This window comes from Peribacillus sp. FSL K6-5616, assembly GCF_038008245.1.
Lineage (GTDB): Bacteria > Bacillota > Bacilli > Bacillales > DSM-1321 > Peribacillus > Peribacillus frigoritolerans.
This window is the reverse complement of record NZ_JBBOYT010000001.1, coordinates 1,703,881-1,730,841: the sequence shown is the minus strand read 5'-3', so window position 1 is coordinate 1,730,841 and position 26,961 is coordinate 1,703,881. Positions and strand designations below refer to the sequence as shown.

The following is a 26,961-nucleotide window of genomic DNA, read 5'->3' as shown; positions in this document are numbered from 1 at the left end:
TGAAATTCCCTTTGAATTTTAGCCTAAAGTTAAGAGATTGCGACTCTACGAGCCCACATGTTAGGCCATTTTTGGACCTCGCCATGTCCAATTGGCCATCTTCTTTAAATTAATGGCAGCGAAAGTAAGCATCGCCTGCATTGACAATTTTTTAAGTCCCCTTAAAGTAGTCCAACGCATACCATGCTTTTCTTTTGCATCTGCGAATACACGCTCAATCGTTTCTTTACGTTTTGCATATATAGGTTTTACATCTTGATGATGACGCAGATGATCTGCTTCTTCCACATGTGTTTGCCAGATATGCCGTGTCACCACTTTTTGACAGTCTTTGCTTTCTGTACACCGAGATAAAAATGAGCATGTTGTACAAATTTGTTTTGGCGATTTGTACTCGCGATAGCCCTCTTTATTTGTTGTTGAGTACTTTAAAGTTTCGCCCGAAGGGCAAAGGTAACAATCAAAATGTTCATCGTATACATAGTCCTGTTTGCGGAAAAATCCTTCTTTGGTGCGAGGACGTGTATAAGGTAAAGCCGGTATGATTTCTTTGTTAAATAGGTAGCTTGTAATCGCTGGTGTTTTATAAGCTGCATCTGCGGCAACGGCTTCCGGTTTTCCAACTTTCTCAATCACTTGTTCAACTAGTGGCTCTAAGATCTGACTGTCATGTGTATTTCCAGGTGTTACAATCGTTCCCAATACAAAACCGTTGCGGTTTGCTACCGCGTGGAATGAATAGGCAAACTGTTTTGTTCGTTCATCTTTCACATAGTTGCAACTCTCAGAATCCGTTATACTTTCTTTAATCTCTTTGGTCTCTTCTTTATCAAATTTATCTGGTGGAAAAGGCTTTTTTCCATGGTTTTCACGATCTTGTTTGATTTTATCTAAAAGGTAAGACAAAGTTGATTGGAACGGATGGTACGAGACTCCTGCGGGAAAAGCGCGTCTAGGGGAGACCCCGCAGGCGAAAGCCGAGGAGGCTCCCCGACCGCCCGCGGAAAGCGAGTGCCTGGAGTGGAAATCAACGTCCAAATTGTAAAAGCCATAAAAGTAGACAAACTCGATTTTCATCGAGTTTGTCTACAGTCTGAAAGTTGAACCCCTAATGGTTCACCTTTTCGTTTTGGTTCAACTGGGCATGTGACATGACAAAAAACCACCATAAGCGGTGGCTTTACTTCCTATATGTAGAATGCAGGAATCAACTATCTTAAATAAGTTATCTTATTTCAGAAAAATATATTCCGAAAATGAAATGACTTTTCTATTTTCATTAATGTGTTTGAGAACCAAGTTTCACGGAAATGGCTTTGGCAGCTTTCGTTACTTTATCAATCAATTCAGGCAAGCGATCTTCCTGAAATCTTGCTTCAATCCCAGCGACACTAATACCAGCTACTATTTCATCTTTACCATTGAGTATCGGTGCACTCACCGCTTTTGTATAATCCTCAAGTTCTGATGAAGTTATCGTGTAACCATTCGATCTCGCTTCATCCATTGCATGACGGAGTTTAGTTTTATCCGTAATCGTTCCCATGGCGATTGGTTTTAATCGGATGTTTTCCAAATAATTTTCACGCTCTTCTTGTGGCAAAAATGCCAGGATGATTCGAGAATCGCCAGCGTACAATGGCGAACGCCTTCCAATGGATGTATAAAGACGAACAGGATGCAGGGTATCCACCTTTTCAATATACATCGCTTCATCCTTATCCCTCACAATTAAATTCACCGCTTCTTCAACATCATCCCGTAGGTCTTTCATGATCGGATAGGCGATTGACCTGATATCCAAACGCTCCCCTACCAGTTGACCAAACTGCAGGAATATCAATCCAAGTGAATAGTGCCCATTATCGTCCTTTGTTAGAAACCCCATTTCCTCCAAAGATCCCACCATACGGTGTAACGACGTTTTCGGCAAATTGGATAGTTCCATCATTTCATTAAAGGTCAGTTTTGGATGATTTATGAAAAGGGTTAGGATTTGCATGGATTTCACGACCGTTTTGTTATGTGCCTGCATACAATGTCTCCTTTCATGATACATGTTTTCCTTAACTATCATTCTATTATAAAACATGAAAAAAGGGATGTAATGCCTTCAGTAAAATATATATTTAAGCGTGAACAATAAAAGAAAGCACTCTTTAAGAGTACTTTCTCATCTTTTGCGATAATTGCAGAAGCATTATATATCCAACCATTTTTTCAAGGCCAATGAAATTGAAACTTTCAATTCCTTCAATTGCCGTTCTTTTTGAAGGAACAGCCGTTCAGCCTCCTTTAAATTCACCCGTGAGAACTGAATCGATTCCCCTGGTTTAACCTGAGCGATAATTGGTAAATCCGCCGTAATCACCTGAGCTATCTTAGGATATCCGCCCGTTGTTTGGCTATCTGAAAGGAGGATGATCGGATTTCCATCTGGAGGAACCTGAACGGACCCATTTGTAACCGCTTCGGATAATAACTCCCCATTATTCTTTAATTTCAGTGCAGGGCCCGATATTCTATATCCCATGCGGTCGGATTGATTGGAAACTTTAAATAACCTCTCTACAAAACTATCTTTACTTGAGTCTGTGAAATATTCATATTGGCTTCCATCGATGAAACGGATGAGAGGTTTTCCTCCTGGCATGAACTCCTTCTCATTGACAAACCACTTTGGGAAGTAAAATGAACCTTTGAACGTTCGATCACCAAGATTTTTCGAAGGTTCATTCAACTCCAAGACATCGTCAGCCTTTAGTGCCCTCCCCAAATAGCCGCCAATCCCAGCCCTTAGATATGTGCTTTTACTCTCCATAACTTCAGGAATAGCAAAGCCTCCCGCTACAGTTAAGTACGCCCTGCAACCTGATTTACACCCTTCAAATCGAAGAATCGATCCATTTTTCACAAGAATGGGCTTCCACATCGGTACCGCCTTATTATCAAGTGTAGGTGATAAATTTCCACCTGTTATCGAAATCAGGCAATTTTTCTCTACTTTAATGGTCGGACCCATTAATGTAATTTCCAAGGCCGCTTCTCCTTCTTCATTGCCAACCAACATATTGGCAATTCGTAAAGAATGTGCATCCATCGCCCCGCTTACAATCACCCCATGTTGCTTGAATCCTTTTCTTCCAAGATCCTGTATACTGGTCAATAATCCCGGTTTGATTACGCGCAGGCTCACTGTACCCCCTCCTTAAGAATCATTTCTTTATATTCTTGATCCGTAATCGGATGGAACTTCACAATGTCCCCTGCTTGTAATAGACTTGGAGGATTTACATTCGGTAAAAATAATTTGGTTGGCGTTTGTCCGATCAATTGCCATCCACCAGGCGTTGATATGGGATATACTCCCGTTTGCATACCGGCAATCCCTACTGCCCCTGCCGGAATGGTCATTCGGGGAGAGGAACGCCTCGGTGTCGCGATGTTCTCTGAAAGTCCGCCAAGAAACGGGAAACCCGGTGCGAACCCGATCATATAAGCCAAATATTCACCGGTTGAATGAATATGAATGACTTCATCAGTAGTCAAATCATTATAGCGGGCGACATATTCCAAATCGGGTCCATATTCATACCCATAGCACACGGGAATGGTAACCGTTCGATGTATCAGTTTCTTATCTTCTTTTAAATCCTGTAATTTCATTTCCAAGATGGAACGGACCACTTCAAAGGGAGATATGGTTTCATTACCATTGCTTTTATTTTGTTCCTTATAAATAATGAGTGGATCATAAAAAACCGTCAAATTGGTATAAGCCGGTACACATTCTATAAACCCTGCAAAAGGTTCATCTTCCAGCAAATCCTTTAACAATTTTATTTTTTTGTGAACGCTGTATTCCATTCCATTCCCGAATGTTATCACGATTGCGGAATCGCCTAATGGAGAAAGTGTACATGCAGTTTTTTTCAAAAGCTTTTCCGGCATAGGAATCATCTCTTTCTGTCAGTTATAAAACTCCTAATTTTTCATCACGAATGTCCGTTATGAACATATGTCCAGGTGCATGCGTGATCATGATCTCCGGTTTAGTTTCCATAGCAATGGATTGAGGTGTTACACCACATGCCCAAAATACTGGGACTTCCCCTTCACGAATCGTTACTGGATCACCAAAATCCGGATGCTGAATGCTGGAAACACCGATCGCTTCAGGGTCGCCAATATGGATTGGAGCGCCATGAACGGCCGGAAACCGCGATGTCACTTGAGCTGCCCTCACCACATCCTTTTGTGGAATCGGCCTCATGCTAGCCACCATTTTCCCATGAAAAATCCCTGCTTCAATACAAGGGATATTGGTTTTATACATGGGTACATTGCATCCCTCTTCAATATGGCGAATCGATATATCATTATTTAATAGGGCGTGTTCGAATGTAAAGCTGCACCCAATTAAAAATCCAACCATATCGTCTTCCCAGTAGTTTGAGATATCCGTTACTTCTTCCACTAATTCTCCATATTTATATACCCTATATTTCGGAATATCGGTGCGGATATCCCCAGACTTTGCTGCAAATGCGGGAATGGGTGAACCAATTTCCGTAACATCCAGCAATGGACAGGATTTAGGGTTACGCTGACAGAATAATAAGAAATCAAAAGCATGCTCTTTTTTTAAGATGGCTAGGTTCGCTTGTGCATAACCGTTAGCCATGCCAGCAGTCGGTTTTATCAATTCGTTGTTTCGAATCATTGAACGCAATTCAGCCGGGGTAGCTTGAGAAAGGTCGATCATTAGTATTCATCTCCTATTACGAAGTGGAAGAAAGTTACAAACTGGCACGCCACTTCCACCTTTATTTATTGGATTTTCATTCATTGATCATTAAAAAAGTGCTGGCAGTTGTTTCATTAATGTATATACGCCCATCAACGCCATGATGACTACCACGAATACACCGGAAATCGTTAACCATAAAGGATGCTTATAATCACCCACGATATTTTTCTTATATGCGGCAATAAGCAATGTTCCAAGAGCAATTGGTAAGATGAGTCCATTAATGGCACCAACTATAAGCAATACTTTAACCGGTTGACCAATCAATAGAAAGCAAATGGTCGATACGGCTATAAAGCCAATGATTATCCAGTTTGCCTTCTTATTTATCTTTTCGCTGAAGGTTCTGACAAATGAAACCGAAGTATATGCCGCTCCAACAACAGACGTGATCGCTGCAGCCCACATGACGACACCAAAGATTTTATATCCTATATTACCCGCAGCCAGTTGAAAAACGGATGCTGCAGGGTTATCCGGATTAATTTGTAATCCTTTCGATACAACACCCAGTACTGCCAGAAATAAGGCAACGCGCATGACAGTCGTTATCAAGATCCCCATTACCGAGCTCTTCGTGACCTGTGGTAATGAGTCAACGCCCTTCACGCCTGCATCCAATAGACGATGGCCCCCCGCAAAAGTAATGTAGCCGCCAACTGATCCACCCACTAATGTAACGATGGCGATAATATCGATTTTATCAGGGGCAAAGGTCTTCACTACCGCTTCCCCTACAGGAGGAGAGGTTGTCCATGCAACGTAAATCATCAAACAAATCATGAAAAATCCAGCGATTTGCGTAAAACGATCCATCGCTTTCCCTGCTTCTTTCACTACAAAAATCAGTACGGCGATGACTGCGCTTATTGCCGCCCCCGTAGTTGGGGATATTCCCGTCATCGCATTCAGACCTAATCCGGCTCCTGCGATATTTCCAATGTTAAATGCCAGCCCGCCCATGACGATCAGTGCTGCCAGTACATAACCCAGCCCAGGAAGGACCATGTTTGCAATCTCTTGACCCCGTTTTTCGGATACAGCAATAATGCGCCATACATTTGTTTGGGCAAATATATCAAGAATGACCGAAATAAGGATAACGAAACCGAAACTTGCCGCAAGGCTTTGGGTATAAACGGTCGTTTGCATTAAAAAACCTGGTCCTATTGCCGATGTTGCCATTAGGAATGCTGCACCTAACAATAAAGTGCGGTTCGTTTTTGGCTTAGTCAAATTCTTTTTCTGTGCTGTTGTATTTTTGTTTGGCTCCAATGGAATCTGCCCCCTGATTGTTTAGTTTTTTTTCAAGAAAAAGACTTGACTTTTATTTCAGATAATTGCAAAGATTCCTTGACATGACGTGCAAAGGATAAAGCATGTGCCCCGTCCCCGTGAATACAAATGGTATCTGCTTTTAAAGCCACATCTGAGCCTTGCTGGGACAGTACCTTCCCTTCCTTCACCATGCGAATGACTTGGGCAACTGCAACATCATCGTTTTCAATCAGTGCGTCCTTTTCCAATCGGGAAGTCAATGAACCATCATGTTGGTAGGTGCGATCGGCAAATACTTCACTCCCTGTTTGCAATCCGATAGCCTGTCCGGCTCGTATTAATTCACTGCCCGACAAACCAAATAAGATAAGCTCGGGATTCACTTTATAAACCGCTTCGGCAATGGCCATGGATAACTCTTTGTTCTTTGCGGCCATATTGTACAAAGCCCCATGCGGTTTCACATGCTGCATACTTCCGCCTTCGGATTGCAGGAAGCCATTTAATGCTCCAATTTGATAGACGACAATATCATAAGCTTCCTGTGGAGAAATATTCATATTGCGTCTGCCAAATCCTATTAAATCCTGTAAACCTGGGTGGGCTCCGATTTTGACTTCTTTCCCTAAAGCAAGCTGAACCGTTTTTCTCATGACTGTCGGATCACCGGCGTGGAATCCACAAGCTACATTGACAGATGTTACATAATCCAAAATCTCTTGATCATTACCCATCCGGTAAGCGCCAAAACTTTCTCCTAAATCACAATTCAAATCAACCTTGTTCATACTACCCTCTCCTTTAATAACGGAAATTTTAGTAAACCTTAAAAATATGTAAGTACTCCTTCAATCATTCAAATGCGTATGTTCCGAAATTCGGAACCTTAGTTTCATATTTCGGAATATTCTCATTCTAGCATATTTTAATTATTTCGACAATATTTTGTTAGAAAACCTAACATTACAGTTTGATACAAAAAAGCCGTTGTTTCCTTTGAAAGGAAGCAACGGCCATGATTACAGTTTTTATGTTTGGAGTCTATTAATTCAAAATCGGTTAATCGAAAACAATGAAATATCTTCCTTGGTCGTACCAGAGATAATCAAGTCACTCAAAATTTCTCCCATGACACTGCTGAACTTAAAACCGTGTCCAGAGAAACCTGCCGCTATAGCAATATGTGGATAATAAGGATGTTTATCCACTATAAAATGCTCATCAGGGGTCATGGTGTAGATGCAAGTTTTACCATATTTCATTTTTTGATCAGCAGGCATAAATTGCCCTAAAAACCTCATCAAATCTCCCTCATCCTCATCCAATTCACCAAAACACTTGATACAGCCATCAGGATTGATCCGCTGTCCTCCATCATGTCTCCCTATTTTCAGTCCAGAACCATTTATACTAGGAAAGCCATAGTATGTACCAACTGAAGTATCAAAAGTAAAAGCCGGAAAATCATTATGATTATATAATTTTTCATTTGCATGAAACCAGGCAAATGTTTTTCTGATGGGTTCCAGCGGGAGATTCAAATCTAACATCGCCAATATTTTCGGTGCCCACGCCCCAACTGCAACCACTAAAGATTCCGAGTGGAATGTCTGTTCATCCGTTATAACCGTGACCCCGTTACTATGAGCAACTATATTCCTTACTTCACTGTTTACAATGATGTCGGCACCATGGGATTTCGCAAGTTGTTGATACGCCCTTAAGCACTCTTCACTTTTCAACACACCCGAAGTCGATTCATAGCACCCAATGTAGTCTTCCGGCAGTGTTATTCCTGGCCACCTATCATGAATTTCATGGTTATCCAATATTTTCATAGGTAAACCATATTCCTTTGATCCTGCTTTCACTTGTTTAATGAAAGGGGAATTTTGGCTTCCAGCATTCAGGACCCCCGTTGGAAGAAATAATTGTTGACCCGAAATTCTTTCCAATTCACCCCAAAGCTTTTGTGATTTAAGTGCCAAAGAAACATACTCCCTGCCTTCACCATAAGCATGCCTAATAATTCTTGTTTCCCCGTGATGGCTCCCCTTATTATGAGGAGGAGCAAAGGAATCCAATAATAATACTTTTTGTCCTTTTTTTGATAGATAATAACCTGAAGACATTCCCATGGATCCAGCTCCAATTACAATTACATCATAATGCATCTTTCATCCCTCCTCCTTTAAATATGGTCCTTCATTTTAAAAAAAGGAAGCCATTTTACCTTATAAAATAAAGTAAAACAGCTTCCACATGGTTTTAGAACTCTATTTCCCCGATCGCCCTTTCAACGAGCTTCACTATTTCCCCTTCATGAATTTGCCTATAAATCGCTTCAATGTCAGGATGAAAAAAGCGATCTTCTTCAACCATCGGGACTTCGCTCCGAACTAAATGATATACCTCCTCCGTAACAGGTGACGGTTTCAAAGGTAGATGAAAATCCATTGCTTGTGTTGCCGTCATCAATTCAATGGCTAAAATATATTCAAGTTTCTTCGAAATCCGATATGCTTTCCTCGAAGCAAAATAGGCAAAACTTATCACGTCTTCTTGATTTGCACATGTAGGGATATTATCTATTGTCGCTGGATGCGAGAGCACCCTGATTTCATTTAATAGCCCGGCAGCTGTATATTGCGGAATCATGTAGCCACTATTTAAACCTGGATTAACCACTAAGAAATTAGGTAATTCACTAAGGTGATGGTTTACAAGGCGATCTATTCTGCGTTCTGTTATTTTTGCTAAGTTTGCTAACGCTATGGATATCGCATCCGCATAAATCCCAACAAATGAACCATCAAAATTCCCAGCCATCAGGCCAATTCCATCTTCCTCTTCAGGAAAAATCAGAGGATTGTCACTTACAGAGTTCATTTCATTCCCGATTGATACAGCAGCGTCTTTCAATACTCTTTTTATGGCTCCATGGACTTGTGGAATGCATCGTAAGCTAAGTGCATCTTGTAATCTATGTTCCTTGTATGTATCAATGATTTGGCTACCTTCAAGAATCCTTGATACATTTCTGGCTGTCTTAGCCTGTTCCTCATGTTTTTTCAATGAGTGGGGACGGGGATCAAATGCTTTTATAGTACCTTTCAGCACTTCTAAGGACATGGCTCCCGTAATATCAGCGGTTTTCGCCGCCTGCATGCTATTGTATAAAGCCAGGACAGCCATCGCGGTGACGGAAGTAGTCCCGCTTGTAAGTGCCAATCCTTCTTTAGCACCCAACGTAACAGGTGTTAATCCCGCTTTCCCTAAAGCTTCCATGCCAGGTAAGAGCTCATCTTCATACCATGCCTTCCCCTCACCCATCACCACTAAGGCCATGTGAGCTTCGGGAGAAAGATACCCCACTGACCCATCACCTGGAACAAACGGAATGATATCGTGATTTAATAGTGAAGCAATTAGATTTAATACCTGTAAACGAACTCCTGAATACCCTTGGCCTAAATTCACTAGGATCATCAATTGAATGGCCCTTACGACTTCTTTTTCAAGAGTTTCCCCAACAGAAACGGCATGTGAACGAACAATATTCCGTTGAAGGGTTTCTGCGTCCTTTGGAGAAATCACCTCGGTCATATTACTGCCAAAACCCGTAGTTACACCATAAATCAATCGATTTTCATCTAAAAACTTGTCTATTAAGCTACGTGATTTATTCACCCTATCACAATATGTTCGTGTAAAGGAAACCATCGCCCCATATCTTGCAACCGCAATTACCTCTTGGATTGAGATGGCGTCATCCCCTAGTACAACCTCTTTAATATCCTTAGGATGTAAACAATCGGCAGTTGTCATCCTTATACATCTCCTCTCTTATGACTCATCAAAGAAGGAGAAAAAAGTTTTGGTCCTTCTCATTTATTTACTGGAAGTTATCTTATGTTATTTTTTCATTTTTTGTAAAGGGAATAGCGGTTCCTTTTGGAGAATTCTCCGTTTCTAGCAATGGATCACTTGCTTCATGTAAAGAAAGATTCTTCGTTTCAGGTGCCCAGGCGATCGATACGATCAAGCCCACCAGCAGAATGGCTGCCATTCCTGCCATTGAGGCACTTAATCCGAATGAACTTAAAGAAACAGGAAGCAGAAATGTTCCAATTGCAGAACCAATCCGACTAATTGCCGTAACCATACCTATTCCCGAGCCACGGATTTCAGTTGGAAAAAGCTCTGCTGGGTATACTAATGTAAGGTTCGATGCTGCTGACATGAAAAAAGTAAAGATCAAGAAGGCTACCAACATTAAGAATTGAGAACCATTGTGTAAGAAGCTGAGTGAAAACAATGAAACAGTTAGGATTGTGAAAGCCCCGATGGTAAATCCTCTACGAGAAAATTTTGCAAGCAGCCAAAGACCAATAATTGCCCCGACAAGCAAGAATAGATTTAACATGGTATCGGCAAAAAAGTTCTGTTCAAAACCCATTGTACTAAGTATGGAAGGCAGGAAAGTGTAAATGGCAAAGTAGGGAATAACAAGGGTCAATTTGAATATTCCACCAAAAGCCAACCGCTTACGAAGCCTTTTACTGAAAAGCCCACGAAACCCCAGAGTCTTTTGATTTTCTGTGCCAGTCGCCGTTTCTCCCATTTCAACGTTCGCACCAAGGTATTTTTTTACAATCTGGCGAGCTTCTTCGACACGCCCCATGCTGACAAGCCACCTTGGTGATTCAGGCGTCCCTATTCTTAAAATCAAAACCACAATTGCCGGAATGGCAGCGCTGACAAGCATCCAACGCCATGAATCTGAACCAATCTGGCCCAAGTAATGACCAACAAAGTTTGATGCAACATAACCAAGCGTCCACACTACGTTTATAGAAGCGAGGAGCGAGGAGCGATACTTTTTGGGAGAAAACTCGGCAAGCAAGGTCGTACCTACAGCGTAATCCCCTCCAAGTCCAAAACCAATCAGCAACCGTAAAATAAAAAGCTCTTCCGGGCTGCTAACAAAAAATTGTAAAATAGTAGCTACCGTGATGAGTAAAAAGTTTACGAGAAAGATTTTCTGTCTTCCTACACGGTCAGAAAGTCTTCCAAGTATTAAAGATCCCGCAAACAGACCGATTAAAGCAGAGCTGCCGATCAGCCCTGTCCACAATGAATTCATATTCATCTGAGGCCCGAATACTGTCAGGGCCATCGCAATGATTCCTAGAGAATAGCCATCACAAAAGCTGGAACCGAATGTAAGTCCTGAAATTCGAAAATGAAACCTATTAAATGGGGCATCGTCAATCGTGAATTTTTGTTCGTTCAAAGAATCCCCTCCATATTTTGATTTATCAGATATATTGATTCAAAAAAAACACTAGAACTGTAACACTCCGTGAGTGGCGCTGAAATTGAATGGAACGATTAAGCTTAATACCATAAAAAAATTGAGCAAAGAATATTATGAAATATACTCTTTTTATAAACTATATCAAATCATTCTACCTTTTAATTTCTATTTTATAAGATAATATAGTTTAAGTTTCAATCAATTGTTTATCATTGAAATAAATGACTTCACTAAGGATTTTACAGCCTTCCATTACCTCAAATCTTTCCCTTGCTTCCTTTTCTGTGCTAAACTCAAACATTTTTATGCCTTTTTTCGAATGGATAGTGATTATCCACATAAAATTCCCTCCACATGGAAGATTCATTTCCACGAATTCCTTAAAATACTTTCATTAAATCTCACTGTAAAGTGGTAAAGTGTTTAATGCTGAAAATGCGTAGGATGATAAATTTCATCCTACTATTCAGCACCATTACATTTGTTAATACTTCCAAAAGCCCATTCCATCCCCTGAATTTTTCAGCGGATGGAATGGGTAGACATTGATTGAGAATACTGATTTTTAAAGGCCCGTAAGGCTTTTGGATCCAGACTTCACTTTATCATTCACAACTTGAACACCGTTTTTCCATACTGTCTTAACATGGTTAACCCCAAATAAATATTGCAACTCCTGATAGTTTTCAACATTCCATAAAACGACATCCGCTTGTTTTCCCACTTCAAGTGAACCTATCTTTTCCTGTCTGTTGATTGCACAAGCAGCATTGTATGTTGCCGCGGTAAGCGCTTCAGCAGGGGTCAGTCGCATCGAGATGCATGCCAGGTTCATGACAAGCGGCATGGAAGTCGTCGGCGAGGATCCGGGATTGCAATCGGTCGAAATGGCAACAGCTACACCTTCATCAACCATTCGCCGTCCTGGGGCCGCATCTTCCCTTAAATACAAAGCTGTGGCTGGAAGCAAGCAGGCAATGGTTCCTGACTTAGCCATGGATTGAATTCCCTCTTCGGAGGCCTTTAATAAATGCTCGGCTGATATAGCCCCGATTTTAGCAGCAAGTTCCGCTCCCCCGTAAGGCTCAATTTCATCAGCATGAATTTTAGGGATCAAGCCGTACTTTTTCCCCGCCTTTAATATCCGCTCTGATTGTTCAGGGGTAAAAACCCCTTTTTCACAAAACACATCATTGAATTCAGCAAGCTTTTCTTCAGCGACGATTGGAAGCATATCATTAATCAGGTGATCGACAAATTCATCCTCACGGCCTTTATAATCCTTTGGAACCGCATGGGCTCCCATGAAGGTAGGAACTAGATCAATCGGATGCTCTTCCTGTAACTTCTTCATCACCCGCAACTGCTTCAATTCGGTTTCCAAATTCATTCCATAACCGCTTTTACCTTCTACTGTAGTCACACCATGAGCGAGAAACGAATCAAGGCGTCGTATGGTTTGTTCCATCAACTCTTCTTCACTTGCTTCCCTTGTCATGCGGGTGGTTGCATGAATGCCCCCTCCCCCGTTCATGATGTCCATATATGTTGCACCTTCCAGACGCATTTCGAATTCACGCTCACGACTTCCCCCATATACAACATGCGTATGGGGATCAACAAGCCCTGGTGTCACCAAATGGCCAGTAGCATCGAAAACTTCAGCTTCATGCATTCTATCAGCATAGAGTTTTTCCAATTCCTTGGTTGTCCCGACAGCTTGGATCAACCCAGATTCCATCCATATACTTCCATCCTCTATCAAACCAAGCTCCGACATTCCCTCTTTGGAACGCGGCCCTTTCCTTTCAGAAGTAAGGGTAGCAAGTTGAGTGGCATGTTTTATCCAAATTGGCTTTGTCATTTTTTATCAATTCCTTTACCAAGCATCGGGATATTAATACCTCTTTCACGGGCTGTTTCCTCTGCAAGTTCATATCCTGCATCAACATGGCGCACAACGCCCATCCCAGGGTCCGTTGTCAGCACTCGCTCAATCCTGGCTGCTGCTTCTTCGGTTCCGTCTGCCACAATTACCACGCCAGCATGCATGGAGTATCCCATTCCTACGCCACCGCCATGATGTACGGATACCCAGGTTGCACCTCCCACTGCGTTCACCATTGCATTTAAGATCGGCCAGTCAGCCACTACATCCGAACCATCCTTCATGGCTTCCGTTTCACGATTCGGAGAAGCGACAGATCCTGAATCCAAATGGTCACGTCCAATCACGATCGGGGCCTTCAATTCACCGCTTGCAACCATATCATTAAGGATTTTACCAAAACGGGCGCGCTCCCCATAACCAAGCCAGCAAATACGGGAAGGAAGACCTTGGAACTGGATTTTGTCTTGAGCCATTCTAATCCAGTTACATAAATGCTCATTATCAGCGAATTCACGTAAAATGGCTTGGTCTGTTTTATAAATATCTTCTGGATCACCAGATAAAGCGACCCAACGGAATGGACCTTTTCCTTCACAAAATTGTGGACGGATATATGCTGGAACGAAGCCAGGGAAGTCAAAAGCATTTTCTACGCCTTCATCTTTCGCAACTTGACGGATATTATTGCCATAATCAAACGTCACGGCTCCTTTTTCCATCATTTCAAGCATCGCTCTTACATGTTTGGCCATTGAAGCTTTAGAGAGTTTAATATACTCTTCTGGATTGGCATTCCTTAATTCTGCCGCTTCCACCATTGACATACCTGAAGGTGTATATCCATTAAGCGGATCATGGGCGGAAGTCTGATCCGTCAAGACATCCGGAATGAAGTTCCTTGCAATCATTTCCGGAAGAATATCTGAAGCATTCCCAATCAAACCAATCGATAATGCTTTTCCAGCAAGTTTAGCTTCTTTGGCTAAACGAATGGCTTCATCCAAAGAATCCGTTTTCACATCGGTATAACGAGTCTCGATTCTCCGGTCAATTCTTGTTTCATCAACATCAATTCCGATACAGACCCCGCCGTTCATCGTAACTGCCAGTGGCTGTGCCCCACCCATGCCGCCTAGACCAGCCGTAAGAGTGATGGTGCCTTTCAACGAGTTATTGAAATGTTGTTTTGCTAGCTCGGCAAATGTCTCGTATGTACCCTGTACGATGCCTTGAGAGCCAATATATATCCAGCTCCCTGCAGTCATTTGCCCATACATCATCAATCCCTTTTTATCAAGTTCATGGAATGTTTCCCAGTTCGCATACGCCGGGACGATATTTGAATTGGCAATCAGGACACGGGGTGCATCCGTATGCGTTTTAAAAATTGCTACCGGTTTCCCAGATTGGACAAGTAAAGTTTCATCTTCTTCAAGCTCTTTTAGTGATTTGACGATTGCATCAAAGCATTCCCAGTTACGTGCTGCTTTCCCAATCCCTCCGTATACCACCAAATCCTCAGGACGTTCGGCGACTTCAGGATCCAAATTATTCATCAGCATTCTAAGCACTGCCTCTTGTTGCCAACCTTTCGTATTCAAATCAGTGCCTCTATAGCGTATAACCTTATTTGTAATCGTATTCATTCTCATTTCCCCCTTGTTTTTGTTATATTTTCATTCTATAAGAAAAATTCAGAATAATTTATTATAATTTAATGATAATTTTATAATTTGTTTCACTATTTTGTAGTTAACTTTATTTTTTTATGAATAATTCCATCAATTACATTGTTATGAAATAAATAAAAAAGGACGATTCATTTTTTGAATCGTCCTTTTTTATAAGCCAGACCGATATGCTGATGGTGTACAGGCTTCAAGCAATTTGAATTTGGCATTGAAATAGGTTTGATGTGAATAGCCGGCCAATTGTGAGATTTCCTCCAATGATAAATCCGTTTCCTTTAATAAACGTTTAGCTTCCCTAATTCGAACTTGGTGCAGCGTATTTCGAAAAGACTCGCCGGATTCAGCCGCAAATCGACGGCTGAGTGTACTTTTATTGATTCGCAGAGTATCTGCACAACTCGCTAGATTCCACTGGGCGTCCCAATAGTTGGACTCGATCAGCTCCCTTGCCTTTTCGCTGATTGTGCGTGCCCCTTCCTGTAATTGTCCATGATCCTGCAGAAGCATATGGGTGGTGAACGCATGCAGCTCTTTCACTATTTGATGTATGACAGGTTTATGTACAATTTGCTGAAATACATCATAGTATATGGCTTCCAGGGAAGCATTTTGCAAGTTGTATGATTTCATATGCCTGCGAATCTGTGCAAGTACGCTTGTAAGTCGGATACGAACGATTTCCGGGTCGGGGTATGGTCGTTCGAAGGTAAGGAATTCACGTTCAATCCAGTTCCTGATAGCCTTCGCATCCCGTCGTTCGAGCATTTCTATCCATAGTCTTTGTTCAAGAGGAGTGAGGAATGGATCCATCTCTCGATGCGAAGTCTGTTGACTTTCGGCTAAGATGATATCATATCCATCGAAAAAGATTTGTCTCGTAAATTCACGAGTTTGCTGATACATCCTTTTTAAAGACTCGTCTGAAGTTGCCGCCTTTATTATGATGGCAAGGGGCTCATCCATTCTATCTTTCCAATGGGCAAGGAAGGCCTGATACTCTTCCTTATATATCTCCATTTCCTTTGTTTCCTGGACACATAAAATAAAATCCGATAAAGCGAAGATTTGATTCTTCCCAGTAAAAGAATATCGTTGCAGTTCATCATAAACTAATGGAAGGGTCTTGTTATCAGGTGTCAAGAAAGCGACCATGGTTATCCGGCTTTCATGCTTCCGGTCAGTCAAGAAGAAATCTGGATACCCAATATCCAGAGCATTCTCATCATCCATGGTGTTTGAAGAGATATGACCTGGACCATTTCTCAATTGAAAACGTAATTGTTGGATATGTTTTACCAAATCTGCCGAAGAAAAAGGACGGAATAAAACATCTTCAGCTCGAAAACGTAAGGCTCGATAAGCGGTTTGGAAGATTCGCTCAGATGAAATCCCTAACCATCGAATTCCCTTCCGCTTTAACGAAACACCCATCGCCTCACTTTCATCCGTCCAAATATCCATATCCAAAATAACGAATTCAGGTTGCTGATTGCGTATGCCCTTTTCGAATTCTTCAATCGTTTTCCATAAGATCAATCTAACTCCCGTTAGGTGGGACTCCACGATCCAACGAATTCCTTGAGCCTCAATCTCATCTTTTGCCACCAAATGTATTTCCACATCATCACCTCATTTCTGCTGTTATTCCACTAATGAATAATAAAAAGTCAGCACATGAATAGAAAAGGGTTCCCTGATCTTTTCGAAAGCACTTTCATCTCATCTCCATTCTAATCCCGCCGAAAACTACAAACAAGTCTTATTAGGCAGAACCTGCGATTTAGATTAAACTTTGACATTCTCAACTGATATTTTCACCCCATATATATGTGCTTAAATAAAAAAAGAAACATCGTGGAAACGTTGTGATTTCCAATGATGTTTCTTTTTTATCATTTTAATCTTCAATACATCTAGAACCTTTATAATCAATTAATATTGACATCAACTTCTTTACCTATGTTTTCTTCCGAAGCATCCGTCAATTTTAATGATAATAGGGTGATGACACCTATTATAAGTAATCCAGATAAAATAAACATCCCTTGAGTAAATGCAACAGTTCCGAGAATCATCGGTCCTACAAAACCGCCTAAAGCCGCAAATGAATTGACTATGGCTATTCCAACTGGGGCAGTGGACTCAGTGAAGAAAAATGTCATATAGGCAAAGAAACATCCACTGAACCCGTATAACCCGAAAGATGTAATCGTTAACATAAGCACCATCATAAAAACACTATTTGAAAAGCCGCATCCGATAAATCCGACTACCGCTATCATGAGGCAAACGAGCAAATGTGTTTTATGTTCATTAGTCCGATCTGAATTCCAGCCTACAAACATAACCGCAGGTATACCGACTAAAGATGGAATCATCGCTAACCAGCCTATTTCTAAATTAGTTGTTGCGTTTTCCGATAAAGATTTTATGATGGTTGGCATCCAAAATGACAATCCATAGATGGATGTGTATCCTGCAAAATAAAAAAGGGCCAACTTCCAGATTTTCGAATCTTTCAGCATATCAAGCTTCGTGACTTTATTTATTTTCGAGCTAACTTTTCTTTCCGCACTCAATTCGCCTTCTAACCAATCACTTTCTTCCTTTGATAACCATTTAGCGTTAGACGGTCTATTAGTTAAATAGAAAACAACAACAATTCCTATAATAATGGCCGGAATGCCTTCAAGAATGAACATCCATCTCCACCCAGCCATACCGAACCAGGAAATATTGTCAAGAATCCAGGTGGACACAGGCGCACCAATCAATCCGCCAATCGGAAGGGCTAAAAGCAAAACCGCTGTTGCCCTTCCTCTTTCGCGGGCCCTGAACCAATAAGTTAAATACAAAATTATACCAGGGAAAAAACCAGCTTCGGCAACACCTAATAAAAAACGGAGAATATATAAATGCATCGTTGTTTGGGCAAAACCTGTTAATATTACCACAAGCCCCCACGAAATCATTATACGGGCAATCCATATCCGAGCTCCCACTTTATGCATGATCATGTTGCTAGGAACTTCAAAAAAGAAATAGCCGATGAAGAAAATACCAGAAAGCAATCCAAAAACTTCAGCGGATAAGGCTAATTCTGCATTCATTTGTAAAGCAGCATAGCCTAAATTGACCCTGTCCAAGTAAGCGATGATATACAAAAGCAGGATAAATGGAAGAATGCGTTTCATCGTCTTACTGATCGTTCGTTTCTCTATTTCACCACTGGAATGATTCAAGATTATTTCCTCCCTTTTCATGCTACTATTTCCCAAAAAAGTTTACTACAACTCTTTTCCAGCTTCCCGACACTCTGGTTCATTCCTAGCTCTCAATTTATCCTGAAAACCACCACCCTCCATTTACATATACTGAATCCAACAATATTATTAATACACTCCATATACTCAGGGCTAAAGAGGAATAAGCCTTTCTGCAAGACAGTGACCGATTGTATAGGAATCCTTGAAAACCTCCTATTTAAACTGAATTAACCTTCCCAATACTTGACCCCAAATACTTGTAAGCGCTTTCCTAATGCGTGAAAACCATTTAAGAAAGCGTTGTGATTATTCATGATCTACGTTAGATTAAATAGACCAGCAATCATTTAACTAGACTGTAGTCTGATATTAAACTATATAGGAATATTCTGTCAATTATCATTTGGAGGTTTTTTATGATTGAACCAAGAAAGAAACAACTTAGGGGAGAAAAGACTCGTGAAAAAATTTTACAAATATCTCTAAAGCTATTTAGCGAAAAAGGTTACGATAAAGTTACCGTTGACGAAATCGTGAAAAAAAGCGGTTCATCAAAAGGGTCATTTTACCAACACTTTTCAGCGAAATCGGACATTTTTTTAGTAAGATTCATAGAAGTCGATGATTACTATCGCGAAGTCTTCCGTTCGTTCCCAGTCGATATGGACGCTACCGAGAAATTGTTTATTTTCATTCGCAAATTGATGCGTTTTCTGGAAGTAGAAATGGGCAAAGATTTAATGAAAGTGATTTACAGTTCCGCTTTAGATTCGAAAGAACATACTTACTTTTTAAATTCAAACCGCTCACTCTTCAAAATCATTCGTTCATTAATTGAAGAGGCGAAAGAACAAAACGACATTGGCACTGACCAATCAGTTAACGAAATTTCACAACTTATCATCCAAAGCCTGATGGGAATCATCTATCATTGGGGATTAAACAACTCAGAACAAAGCTTGGAATCACTATCCATACCGCTAACCAAAACAATCATTAATGGGCTTAAAACCAAGAACTAATAGATAAATCAAAAGATTCATTTCTAAAAATCTGACATTTAATTCAATATTAACCCCAACCTTACTGAATAGTCAGGGAAACTCCATTAATATATAAGGTTCATACATTTTCTTTATTTCAATTAAGTGTCAAACAAAGTAAACGAGGAGTAGAATGCCAGATATCATGAAACGATTTTTATTTATCACCCTATATGCACTATTATTTGGATTATCGCTGCAGGCTTTTAATTTCAAGCTTGACCACCCTATTGCCAAAGATATAAGCCGTCTGATGCCAGTTAAAATGAAAGTGATAAAGGCAGAAGATAGTGAAGAAGAAATCAAAAAAGTCGTTTTGGATGCCGAAAAAAACGATGATCCCATTTCCATTGCCGGAATGCAGCATAGCCAAGGAGGGCAGACATTATATCCAAACGGGATCCTGCTCGATATGAAGAACTATGATAAAATACTTGATTTGGATGTAAAAGAAAAACGCATCACGGTCCAAAGCGGAGCAACCTGGGCTGCTCTTCAGGAATACATCAACCCATATGGACTTGCACTGCAGGTCAGTCAATCTCAAAACATTTTTACCATTGGCGGTTCTTTGAGCGTTAATGTCCATGGCCGGGATATTCGTCATCATGCCTTGATAGAAACCGTGGAATCTTTTAGATTTCTTGACGCAAAAGGACAAATCCTATCAGTGAGCCGCGAAGAAAATTCGGAGCTCTTCCATACGGTTATTGGCGGGTATGGATTGTTTGGAGTCATACTCGATGTAACACTCCACCTTACCGATGACGAACTTTATAACATTAAAACTAAATCACTTCATTATGATGAATATACGTCGTACTTTAAAAGAGAAGTTCTTCAAAACGATGATGTTAAAATGCATCTTGCAAGAATATCTGTTGCTCCTGGCTCCTATTTGGATGAAATGTATGTAACGGATTATTATAGGGCAAATGACCAAACAAGGCTATCTGACTACAATACTCTCAAACGGGAAACAATCATTGCCGTGCCTAAATTCTTTCTTGGCCTCTCACGTTTTAATGACTGGGGTAAAAAAAGGTTTTGGGAAACTCAAAAAGCCTACACGGCCAATATTGATGGCAACTTGGTTTCGAGGAATAATGTGATGCGGTCGGATTCAGCATTCATGGATTACAGCAACCCCACCAAAACTGAAGTGCTGCAAGAATACTTCGTTCCGATTGAACAATTTGCTGATTATATCGATGACTTAAGAAGAACCTTATCTGATGAGAAAGATTTTAATTTATTAAATATCACAATTCGTTATGTGGAACATAATGATGAATCACTCATGTCCTATGCCAAGGATGATATGTTCGCTTTAGTGATGCTCATCAATCAAGGGACAGATGACGAAAGCAAGGATAATACAGGAAGGGTCATCCGTAACATGATCGATGTGACGCTTGACCATAACGGCAGCTACTATCTGCCCTATTATGGGTATCCAACCAAGACACAATTATTTGAAGCGTATCCGCGTACTGAGGAATTCTTTCGATTAAAGAAGAAATATGATCCTGATAATCGCTTCATGAATCTTTTCTATGAGGAGTATCATCCATGAATTATAAACGTTTTGTTTTTTACCAAGGCACTGTTGGAATGGCTGCCAGCATGATTTTCCCCTTTTATATTTTGCTAATCAAAAATGTGGGCACCAGTTATTCGCAATTCGGGTGGGCATATGGAATATTCTCATTGACTGCAGCGCTTAGCTATCCTTTAATCGGAAAATTCACTGACAAAACAGGTGACAAAGCATTTCTCCTTATCTATTCATGGGGGATGGCACTTATCCTGCTTGCCTTTCCTCTCGCATATGAAATTTGGCATGTCTATCTCCTGCAAATCATTATGGGAGTACTTGGGGCAGTACAAAGAAACACTGAAAAAACGGTACTGGCAAGATATGTAACGAAGAAAACCGCGGGTGCGGAAATCGGGAACTACCATGTTTGGACCTCCGTCGGTGCTGCAGCTGCGGTGATTGCAACCGGATATTTAGTCGACTTTTTAACGATCGGCAGCATCTTTTACATAGCCTCCCTAATGTTTGCCTGGAGTGGATTTATTATAATGAAGATGGAGGAAAATACATCACTATCTAATGCAGAAAAACTAAAAATATAAGCATTTATTACTGGTAGCGCCAATAAATCAGTTACCCCTTTTAAAAGAAAAGCATCTGCATTAACCTCAGCAGATGCTTCTTTTACCATATATTCATTTGCTGATCAAAAAACTATAAATGATCTTACAAAAAATATTAAACCTGCTGCCCATTTTTCAATTTGGTTTCGTTATATATACGAATATTAGTACAATTAAAGATAATGGACATTAGCACATATAATAAAATACTACTTTCTTTTCAATTTGATAATTATTTTTTCGTCTAAAAAAACTAATGACAGCATTATTATACCCATTCCAATCAATTGATGAATAGACAACGCTTCATGTAAAAAGAAAAAGCCTAAAATCATTCCGATGACAGGCACTATATAATTACTATATGAAGTAAATAATGCGCCTTCTTGCCGAATCAGCCTGTTAAATAATGCATAAACAACACCTGCATGGAAAATGCCTAAAATCGCTAAGTAGATAGATTGAGATCGTGCTATATCCATTTTGAAAGATTGCTCTAACAAAAGGGACAAGGGTATGAGCAATGCACTGGCAATCAGTAATACATTTCTCATATGAATGACGGAAGATCCCTCGTTTAATTTCTCCATGAAAATCAATGATAATCCAAAACTCATAGCAGCCAATATCATGAGGATGTTCCCCTGAATACTGTTAGAAAGGTCTTGGATTCCTTGTGTCGGCCAGGAAAGGAAGACAATACCTGCAAATCCGAATAGGATACTTGTAATCTCCGGCCTTGTGCTTTTTCTTTTGAAAAATGCTAGTAAAAAAAGGATGGTAAAGATGGGAACCATTCCTATCAGCACCGCTGCGATACTGCTAGGCACCGATTTCTGGCCTTGTGCAATAAAGACGAATGGCAGTACAACCTCGAAAAAAGCAATGATTATATACCATTTATAATAACTCCTGGGTACTTTTCGCTCTGCTTTTGATAAAAACAAACCAAAGAAGAGTAAACAGATACCGCCGATGCATGCTTTGATGGCAGACAATGTAATAACACCAACATTTTCTATGACTAATGCAATAAAGAAGAATTGAGATCCCCATATACCACTAATCATGAGTAACAACAAATATTTATTCATTACTTTCCCTCCCTTTTCAGCAATGGGTCGGCAAAAGTCTTACCATTATGCTTGGATTGAATTCCACCAAAATAATTCGTGCCGATTACCCCAGCAAGAATGATCATTGCACCTATTACATGATAATAATGAATCGATTCATGTAAGAAAATCACCCCTGCCATTATCGTAATCAATGTCGCTAAATTACTAAAAACGCTCATTTTAGATGCTGGTAATATAGATAATGAATAGTTTGATAAAAAAGCAGTAAGCAGTGACGATAATACCCCAAGATATACGATTGAAATGAGAAATGCACCATTTGTGAAGGGTAATAAAAAGCTGCTGATAGATTGGTTAATTATATGGTTGATGACGGCCATACTATTAAAAGTCACAAAACCATAGAATGTCATCACATACGTTAACGTAAATAGTGAATATTGCTTTGTTACCTTCCTCGCTACCACATTATAGAGAGCGGCAGCAATCGAGGATAATAAGATCAGGATCGTTCCTTTCAAACTGTGAGCCGCATGTTGCAAGTCATTCATGACAAAGATAAAGATAACTCCCAGCACAGATAAACAAAGAAAAAATTTCTGACCTCTACCTGCGTATTCTTTCAAAAATAATGAAGCTGATAATAATGTAAAAATTGGTATGGTCGCTTGGATAATACCCGCTTCTGAAGATGAGGTATAAATGAGACCAAACACTTGAAATGTAAAGAATAAAATTGGATAAAGGAACACCAACGGAAGAATTTTCACAGAATCCTTTGCACTCATTTTCACTGATGTCCTCCTAAATAGCTTAATAATTATGGCGATCAACAAAGCCATCGTAAATCGATGTGCCAATGTATCTAGCGGACTAGCTTCCATTAATGATATTTTTGTAAAGAAAAATGAAAATCCAATAATAATGGCATATAGTATCGCCGCAAGATAGGCTTTTTTATTTTCTGGCATATTGAGTAATCCTCCCTTTCAACACCCGGCCGGTTGTTAGTATCGTATTAAAAGTTCCACTACGATACAATACAAATATGAAGCATCTGTAACGGTACAGTTTTAGGAGGTATTCATGCTAAAATACGTAGCTTTGTTTAATGAATTTGAATCTCTCATCCAGAATGGACGGCTCAAAGCGGGCTTTAAACTCCCATCTATTCGTCAATTAAGCGATCAACATCAATGTAGTAAAAGTACAGTCTTGAAAGCCCTGCAAGAATTGGAAAAGAGGCATTTAATCTACGCGGTTCCTAAAAGCGGATATTATGTCGTACAAAAAGAATTTGATGGTAAACGCGAACCCACAACGGACATCGACTTTGTTACCTCCGCTCCCGCTTGGCATCAATTTCCGTATCATGACTTTCAACATTGCATTAACAAAGCCATCGATACCTATCAGCAAGAATTGTTTATCTATGGTACTCCAAAAGGACTGCCCTCTTTAATTAAAGTGATACAAAAACAATTAGAGCAGTATCAGGTTTTCGCAAAAGAAGAACAGGTTTTCATTACTTCTGGCGTGCAGCAAGCACTTTCCTTATTAACGTTAATCCCCTTTCCAAATGAACGTACTCATATACTCGTTGAGCAGCCTAGTTATCATCTATTTGTGGAGCAATTGAAAGCGTACAAGATTTCCGTGCGAGGAATCGAACGAACAGCAGAAGGTATTGATTTAGAGGAGTTAGAACGGATTTTTAGTGATCAGGAAATTAAATTCTTTTATACGATGCCACGTTTTCATAATCCGTTAGGGACTTCTTACTCTAAAATGGAAAGAGTGGAGATACTAAAACTTGCGGTAAAGTATGGTGTCTATATTGTAGAAGATGATTATTTAGCGGATTTCGAAGAAAATATGAAGGTAGACCCTATTTTTTCCGAGGACACCCATAACATGGTCATTTATTTAAAAAGCTTCTCTAAAATAATGTTTCCAGGATTACGCATAGGTGTGGCCGTATTGCCTAAACCATTAACGGACAGCTTCCAACTATATAAAAGAACAGCTGATATTGATAGTTCCATGATTTCACAAGCAGCCTTGGAAATCTACATAAAAAGCGGTATGTTTAAACACCATAGAAACAAAGTGCGACTTTCCTATTCATTGCGTGCAAACATGCTATATGATGCTCTAGAAAAGTACTCTGCTCCAGGCTTTTATCGCCCAGCATCCATATGTATGAACGCTCATATCGTACTGCCTCATCGTTTAAATAGTACTCACCTCATCAATAACTTACAGAATCAACAAGTACTGGTAGAGACGATGGGTCAAAATTATATAGATGGCTTTCACCAGGAAAAAATATTAAAACTAAACGTGTCCAATACAAATATACAAAAACTTGAGCAAGGAATAGCTCTTATTTTCAATGAATTGAATAAAAAGAAGAATTATTACTTATAAAACTTTTACATAAGGTATAGTCACTTTCCACACAACAAAAAATAGTGAAAATATTTTTTCTTATTGTAGAACTGAAAAAATATGGGAAAATGAGCACAAACAAAAAAGAGCCAATTAGAATCGGCTCTCAACAAAGTTTTATTTATAAAATTTGATACGATCCTCAAGTGGTTTGAATTCTTTATCACCCGGTTGAGCTGTTGGATTTCCAAATGGCATTTGCGCAATCAATTTCCAATTGCTTGGAACATTCCATTCTTTTTTCACTTCATCATCAATTAGAGGATTATAATGCTGTAAAGTTGCTCCCAATCCTTCTGCTTCAAGTGCCGTCCAAACAACTAATTGATGCATGCCTGATGTTTGTTGTGACCAGATTGGGAAGTTATCGGCATACGTTGCAAATTGTTCTTGAAGTGATTTCACTACAGATTCATCTTCAAAGAATAATATTGACCCATATCCCGCTTTGAAGGAATCCATTTTTTGTTGAGTGCCAGAGAAATCTCCCTCACCAACCGCTTTCCTTAAAGCCTGCGTCGTAATATCCCATAATTTATCATGTGCCGATCCTGTTAAAACAACAAGGCGGGAGGATTGGGAATTAAAAGCCGATGGCGTGTGTTTTACCGCAAATTCAACTATTTCTTTAATTTTCTCATCCGATACTTGGACTTCTTTATTGATTCCATAATATGATCGTCTCTCTTTAATGGCTGTGTAAAAATCTATTGTCATGATTCATTCCTCCAGAACATTTTTTCTATTTCAAATGATTATTCCATTTTTTATTTCTACCTATTTTAGTATGGTCATAAACCCATATATCATTCGCAATTATTCTTTAATGTATTCCTTGGTGCTTCTTACTGTATCAATGGGACGGACCAACTTTTCGATTTGATCCCTTTTCGGTTCCAAGAACGGTGGTAAAGATAACTTTTCCCCAAGCGTTTCATACGGCTCATCCCCCATGAATCCAGGACCATCCGTGGCAAACTCGAATAAAATTTGCGGCGCCACTCTTACGTAAAGCGACTCAAAGAAGTGACGATCGACATAACCGGACGTATGAAATTGGAAGCTTTCCATTCGTTTGATCCATTCTTCCAGAACGGAACGGTCTTCAACACGGAAGGCTGTATGGTGAACAGTCCCAGAACCCTGCCGTGCCTGAGGAAGGATCGAATTATGCTCGACGATCACTTGTGCACCATTCCCGCCTTCCCCTACCTCAAATAGGTGAAATGATCCTTCCTTGTCTATTTCTTTGAATAAAAGGACTTTTTCCATCATTTCTTTAAAGTAATCGAAATTGGCGATCCGAATGAAAATTGGTCCTAATCCTGTAATAGCGTATTCCAGAGGAATCGGCCCTTTTTGCCAAGGGATTCCAGCTGCAACCCCTTCATTATTTTCATCTGAGATCAATTGATATTGCTGATCATCAAAATCCACAAATGAAATGATCTTTTTGCCAAACTGTTCTTGGATTCCTGTATTCTTTACCTCTAATCGGTCAAAGCGTTTAACCCAATACTCCAATGCCGCATCAGTCGGTACACGGAAGGATGTTTTGGAAATCTCATTAGTCCCATGCTCTCCTTTAGGAATACCAGGAAAATCGAAGAATGTCATGTCAGTACCCGCACCGCCAACATCGTCGGCAAAAAACAGGTGATAGGTTTGGATATCATCTTGGTTAACAGTTTTCTTGACTAAACGCATGCCTAATATATTTGTGAAAAATTCATAATTTTTTTCAGCACTACTTGTTATGGCCGTTACGTGGTGTATACCTTTTAAACCATTCATACATAATTCCTCCCATTAAAACGATTCAATTTATGGATATTCAGCGTTTTCCTTAATCCCCTATATTTTTCCTTAAAAAAAGAGTGGCTATTCATTAAAGGGGTTTGATAAGGTGTTTCTTATTATCTTGAATTAATATATCTTTATTTAAAGATAATTTATCATGAATACCCTT

The 26,961-nt window shown here is 40.0% G+C and carries 22 protein-coding genes and 1 pseudogene; 4 read left to right on the top strand and 19 right to left on the bottom strand.

The features are described from left to right. Positions 1-60: 60 nt before the first annotated feature. The 15 genes and pseudogenes from MHB45_RS08245 to MHB45_RS08175 all read right to left on the bottom strand — a co-directional run. Positions 61-876: pseudogene (locus MHB45_RS08245) on the bottom strand (transposase); the annotation flags it as partial. A 403-nt stretch (positions 877-1,279) separates the two neighbouring features. Next, complete coding sequence (locus MHB45_RS08240; RefSeq protein WP_072272883.1) at positions 1,280-2,035, bottom strand: IclR family transcriptional regulator; 756 nt, start codon at positions 2,033-2,035, stop codon at positions 1,280-1,282. Between the two features lie 165 nt (positions 2,036-2,200). Continuing rightward, positions 2,201-3,196, bottom strand: coding sequence for a 5-oxoprolinase subunit C family protein (locus MHB45_RS08235; protein ID WP_048677976.1), 996 nt, complete (start codon positions 3,194-3,196; stop codon positions 2,201-2,203). Then, the gene (gene pxpB / locus MHB45_RS08230) at positions 3,193-3,951 is read right to left on the bottom strand and encodes a 5-oxoprolinase subunit PxpB (protein WP_105718978.1); all 759 of its coding nucleotides are present in this window, start codon (positions 3,949-3,951) and stop codon (positions 3,193-3,195) included. The genes MHB45_RS08235 and pxpB overlap by 4 nt, the downstream gene beginning before the upstream one ends. A 22-nt stretch (positions 3,952-3,973) precedes the next feature. Further along, a complete protein-coding gene (locus tag MHB45_RS08225) occupies positions 3,974-4,765 on the bottom strand; it encodes a putative hydro-lyase (protein ID WP_048677978.1) in 792 nt (263 codons plus the stop codon). A 90-nt stretch (positions 4,766-4,855) separates the two neighbouring features. Continuing rightward, entirely contained in the window at positions 4,856-5,995 is a 1,140-nt protein-coding gene (locus tag MHB45_RS08220) for an NRAMP family divalent metal transporter (RefSeq protein WP_105718979.1), read from the bottom strand. A gap of 122 nt (positions 5,996-6,117) precedes the next feature. Then, complete coding sequence (gene pxpA, locus MHB45_RS08215; protein ID WP_048677980.1) at positions 6,118-6,876, bottom strand: 5-oxoprolinase subunit PxpA; 759 nt, start codon at positions 6,874-6,876, stop codon at positions 6,118-6,120. Positions 6,877-7,137: 261 nt separating this feature from the next. Continuing rightward, positions 7,138-8,262: an N-methyl-L-tryptophan oxidase gene (gene solA, locus MHB45_RS08210; protein WP_048677981.1), complete on the bottom strand. Its 1,125-nt coding sequence runs from the start codon at positions 8,260-8,262 to the stop codon at positions 7,138-7,140. 94 nt (positions 8,263-8,356) lie between these two features. Next, positions 8,357-9,916 carry a histidine ammonia-lyase gene (hutH, locus tag MHB45_RS08205; RefSeq protein WP_072272882.1) on the bottom strand — a complete coding sequence of 520 codons (1,560 nt, stop codon included), beginning with the start codon at positions 9,914-9,916 and terminating at the stop codon, positions 8,357-8,359. A gap of 82 nt (positions 9,917-9,998) precedes the next feature. Further along, positions 9,999-11,384 (bottom strand): MFS transporter, encoded by a 1,386-nt coding sequence (locus MHB45_RS08200; protein ID WP_072272881.1) that lies wholly within the window; start codon positions 11,382-11,384, stop codon positions 9,999-10,001. 211 nt (positions 11,385-11,595) lie between these two features. Continuing rightward, positions 11,596-11,748: a hypothetical protein gene (locus MHB45_RS08195; RefSeq protein ID WP_174878728.1), complete on the bottom strand. Its 153-nt coding sequence runs from the start codon at positions 11,746-11,748 to the stop codon at positions 11,596-11,598. A gap of 225 nt (positions 11,749-11,973) precedes the next feature. Beyond that, entirely contained in the window at positions 11,974-13,272 is a 1,299-nt protein-coding gene (gene hutI / locus MHB45_RS08190) for an imidazolonepropionase (protein ID WP_072272880.1), read from the bottom strand. Continuing rightward, positions 13,269-14,945, bottom strand: coding sequence for a urocanate hydratase (gene hutU / locus MHB45_RS08185; protein WP_048677985.1), 1,677 nt, complete (start codon positions 14,943-14,945; stop codon positions 13,269-13,271). Before hutU ends, hutI begins: the two co-directional genes overlap by 4 nt. Positions 14,946-15,140: 195 nt before the next feature. Continuing rightward, positions 15,141-16,610, bottom strand: coding sequence for a helix-turn-helix transcriptional regulator (locus tag MHB45_RS08180; RefSeq protein ID WP_048682348.1), 1,470 nt, complete (start codon positions 16,608-16,610; stop codon positions 15,141-15,143). Positions 16,611-16,918: 308 nt separating this feature from the next. Continuing rightward, positions 16,919-18,232: an MFS transporter gene (locus MHB45_RS08175; RefSeq protein ID WP_048682352.1), complete on the bottom strand. Its 1,314-nt coding sequence runs from the start codon at positions 18,230-18,232 to the stop codon at positions 16,919-16,921. Between the two features lie 440 nt (positions 18,233-18,672). Here MHB45_RS08175 and MHB45_RS08170 point away from each other — a divergent pair, with 440 nt between their 5' ends. The 3 genes from MHB45_RS08170 to MHB45_RS08160 all read left to right on the top strand — a co-directional run bounded on the left by MHB45_RS08170 (position 18,673) and on the right by MHB45_RS08160 (position 21,441). Then, positions 18,673-19,278, top strand: a complete 606-nt coding sequence (locus tag MHB45_RS08170; RefSeq protein WP_048682354.1) for a TetR/AcrR family transcriptional regulator — start codon at positions 18,673-18,675, stop codon at positions 19,276-19,278. 154 nt (positions 19,279-19,432) lie between these two features. Beyond that, positions 19,433-20,875, top strand: coding sequence for an FAD-binding oxidoreductase (locus MHB45_RS08165; protein ID WP_373689725.1), 1,443 nt, complete (start codon positions 19,433-19,435; stop codon positions 20,873-20,875). Continuing rightward, positions 20,872-21,441 carry an MFS transporter gene (locus tag MHB45_RS08160; RefSeq protein WP_048682362.1) on the top strand — a complete coding sequence of 190 codons (570 nt, stop codon included), beginning with the start codon at positions 20,872-20,874 and terminating at the stop codon, positions 21,439-21,441. Before MHB45_RS08165 ends, MHB45_RS08160 begins: the two co-directional genes overlap by 4 nt. Before the next feature lie 230 nt (positions 21,442-21,671). Here the strand turns inward: MHB45_RS08160 and MHB45_RS08155 are convergent, their stop codons facing one another. Both MHB45_RS08155 and MHB45_RS08150 read right to left on the bottom strand, forming a co-directional pair. Then, positions 21,672-22,556, bottom strand: coding sequence for a DMT family transporter (locus MHB45_RS08155; RefSeq protein ID WP_048682365.1), 885 nt, complete (start codon positions 22,554-22,556; stop codon positions 21,672-21,674). Then, on the bottom strand, positions 22,556-23,512 hold the full coding sequence (locus tag MHB45_RS08150) for a DMT family transporter (RefSeq protein WP_048682369.1): 957 nt from the start codon (positions 23,510-23,512) through the stop codon (positions 22,556-22,558). Before MHB45_RS08150 ends, MHB45_RS08155 begins: the two co-directional genes overlap by 1 nt. Before the next feature lie 115 nt (positions 23,513-23,627). Here MHB45_RS08150 and MHB45_RS08145 point away from each other — a divergent pair, with 115 nt between their 5' ends. Next, positions 23,628-24,971, top strand: a complete 1,344-nt coding sequence (locus tag MHB45_RS08145) for an aminotransferase-like domain-containing protein (RefSeq protein WP_072272879.1) — start codon at positions 23,628-23,630, stop codon at positions 24,969-24,971. Between the two features lie 138 nt (positions 24,972-25,109). Here MHB45_RS08145 and MHB45_RS08140 read toward each other — a convergent pair whose 3' ends face one another. Continuing rightward, positions 25,110-25,709: a nitroreductase family protein gene (locus tag MHB45_RS08140; RefSeq protein ID WP_048682375.1), complete on the bottom strand. Its 600-nt coding sequence runs from the start codon at positions 25,707-25,709 to the stop codon at positions 25,110-25,112. 99 nt (positions 25,710-25,808) lie between these two features. After that, entirely contained in the window at positions 25,809-26,786 is a 978-nt protein-coding gene (locus MHB45_RS08135) for a ring-cleaving dioxygenase (RefSeq protein WP_048682378.1), read from the bottom strand. Positions 26,787-26,961 lie beyond the last annotated feature (175 nt).

Bases quoted from the DNA above. Each gene is read 5' to 3' on its own strand.
- MHB45_RS08240 (WP_072272883.1), bottom strand. From the start codon at position 2,035: ATGCAGGCACATAACAAAACGGTCGTGAAATCCATGCAAATCCTAACC.
- pxpB (WP_105718978.1), bottom strand. From the start codon at position 3,951: ATGCCGGAAAAGCTTTTGAAAAAAACTGCATGTACACTTTCTCCATTA.
- MHB45_RS08225 (WP_048677978.1), bottom strand. From the start codon at position 4,765: ATGATCGACCTTTCTCAAGCTACCCCGGCTGAATTGCGTTCAATGATT.
- MHB45_RS08220 (WP_105718979.1), bottom strand. From the start codon at position 5,995: ATGGCAACATCGGCAATAGGACCAGGTTTTTTAATGCAAACGACCGTT.
- pxpA (WP_048677980.1), bottom strand. From the start codon at position 6,876: ATGAACAAGGTTGATTTGAATTGTGATTTAGGAGAAAGTTTTGGCGCT.
- solA (WP_048677981.1), bottom strand. From the start codon at position 8,262: ATGCATTATGATGTAATTGTAATTGGAGCTGGATCCATGGGAATGTCT.
- hutH (WP_072272882.1), bottom strand. From the start codon at position 9,916: ATGACAACTGCCGATTGTTTACATCCTAAGGATATTAAAGAGGTTGTA.
- MHB45_RS08195 (WP_174878728.1), bottom strand. From the start codon at position 11,748: ATGTGGATAATCACTATCCATTCGAAAAAAGGCATAAAAATGTTTGAG.
- hutI (WP_072272880.1), bottom strand. From the start codon at position 13,272: ATGACAAAGCCAATTTGGATAAAACATGCCACTCAACTTGCTACCCTT.
- hutU (WP_048677985.1), bottom strand. From the start codon at position 14,945: ATGAATACGATTACAAATAAGGTTATACGCTATAGAGGCACTGATTTG.
- MHB45_RS08170 (WP_048682354.1), top strand. From the start codon at position 18,673: ATGATTGAACCAAGAAAGAAACAACTTAGGGGAGAAAAGACTCGTGAA.
- MHB45_RS08165 (WP_373689725.1), top strand. From the start codon at position 19,433: ATGCCAGATATCATGAAACGATTTTTATTTATCACCCTATATGCACTA.
- MHB45_RS08160 (WP_048682362.1), top strand. From the start codon at position 20,872: ATGAATTATAAACGTTTTGTTTTTTACCAAGGCACTGTTGGAATGGCT.
- MHB45_RS08155 (WP_048682365.1), bottom strand. From the start codon at position 22,556: ATGAATAAATATTTGTTGTTACTCATGATTAGTGGTATATGGGGATCT.
- MHB45_RS08150 (WP_048682369.1), bottom strand. From the start codon at position 23,512: ATGCCAGAAAATAAAAAAGCCTATCTTGCGGCGATACTATATGCCATT.
- MHB45_RS08145 (WP_072272879.1), top strand. From the start codon at position 23,628: ATGCTAAAATACGTAGCTTTGTTTAATGAATTTGAATCTCTCATCCAG.
- MHB45_RS08140 (WP_048682375.1), bottom strand. From the start codon at position 25,709: ATGACAATAGATTTTTACACAGCCATTAAAGAGAGACGATCATATTAT.
- MHB45_RS08135 (WP_048682378.1), bottom strand. From the start codon at position 26,786: ATGAATGGTTTAAAAGGTATACACCACGTAACGGCCATAACAAGTAGT.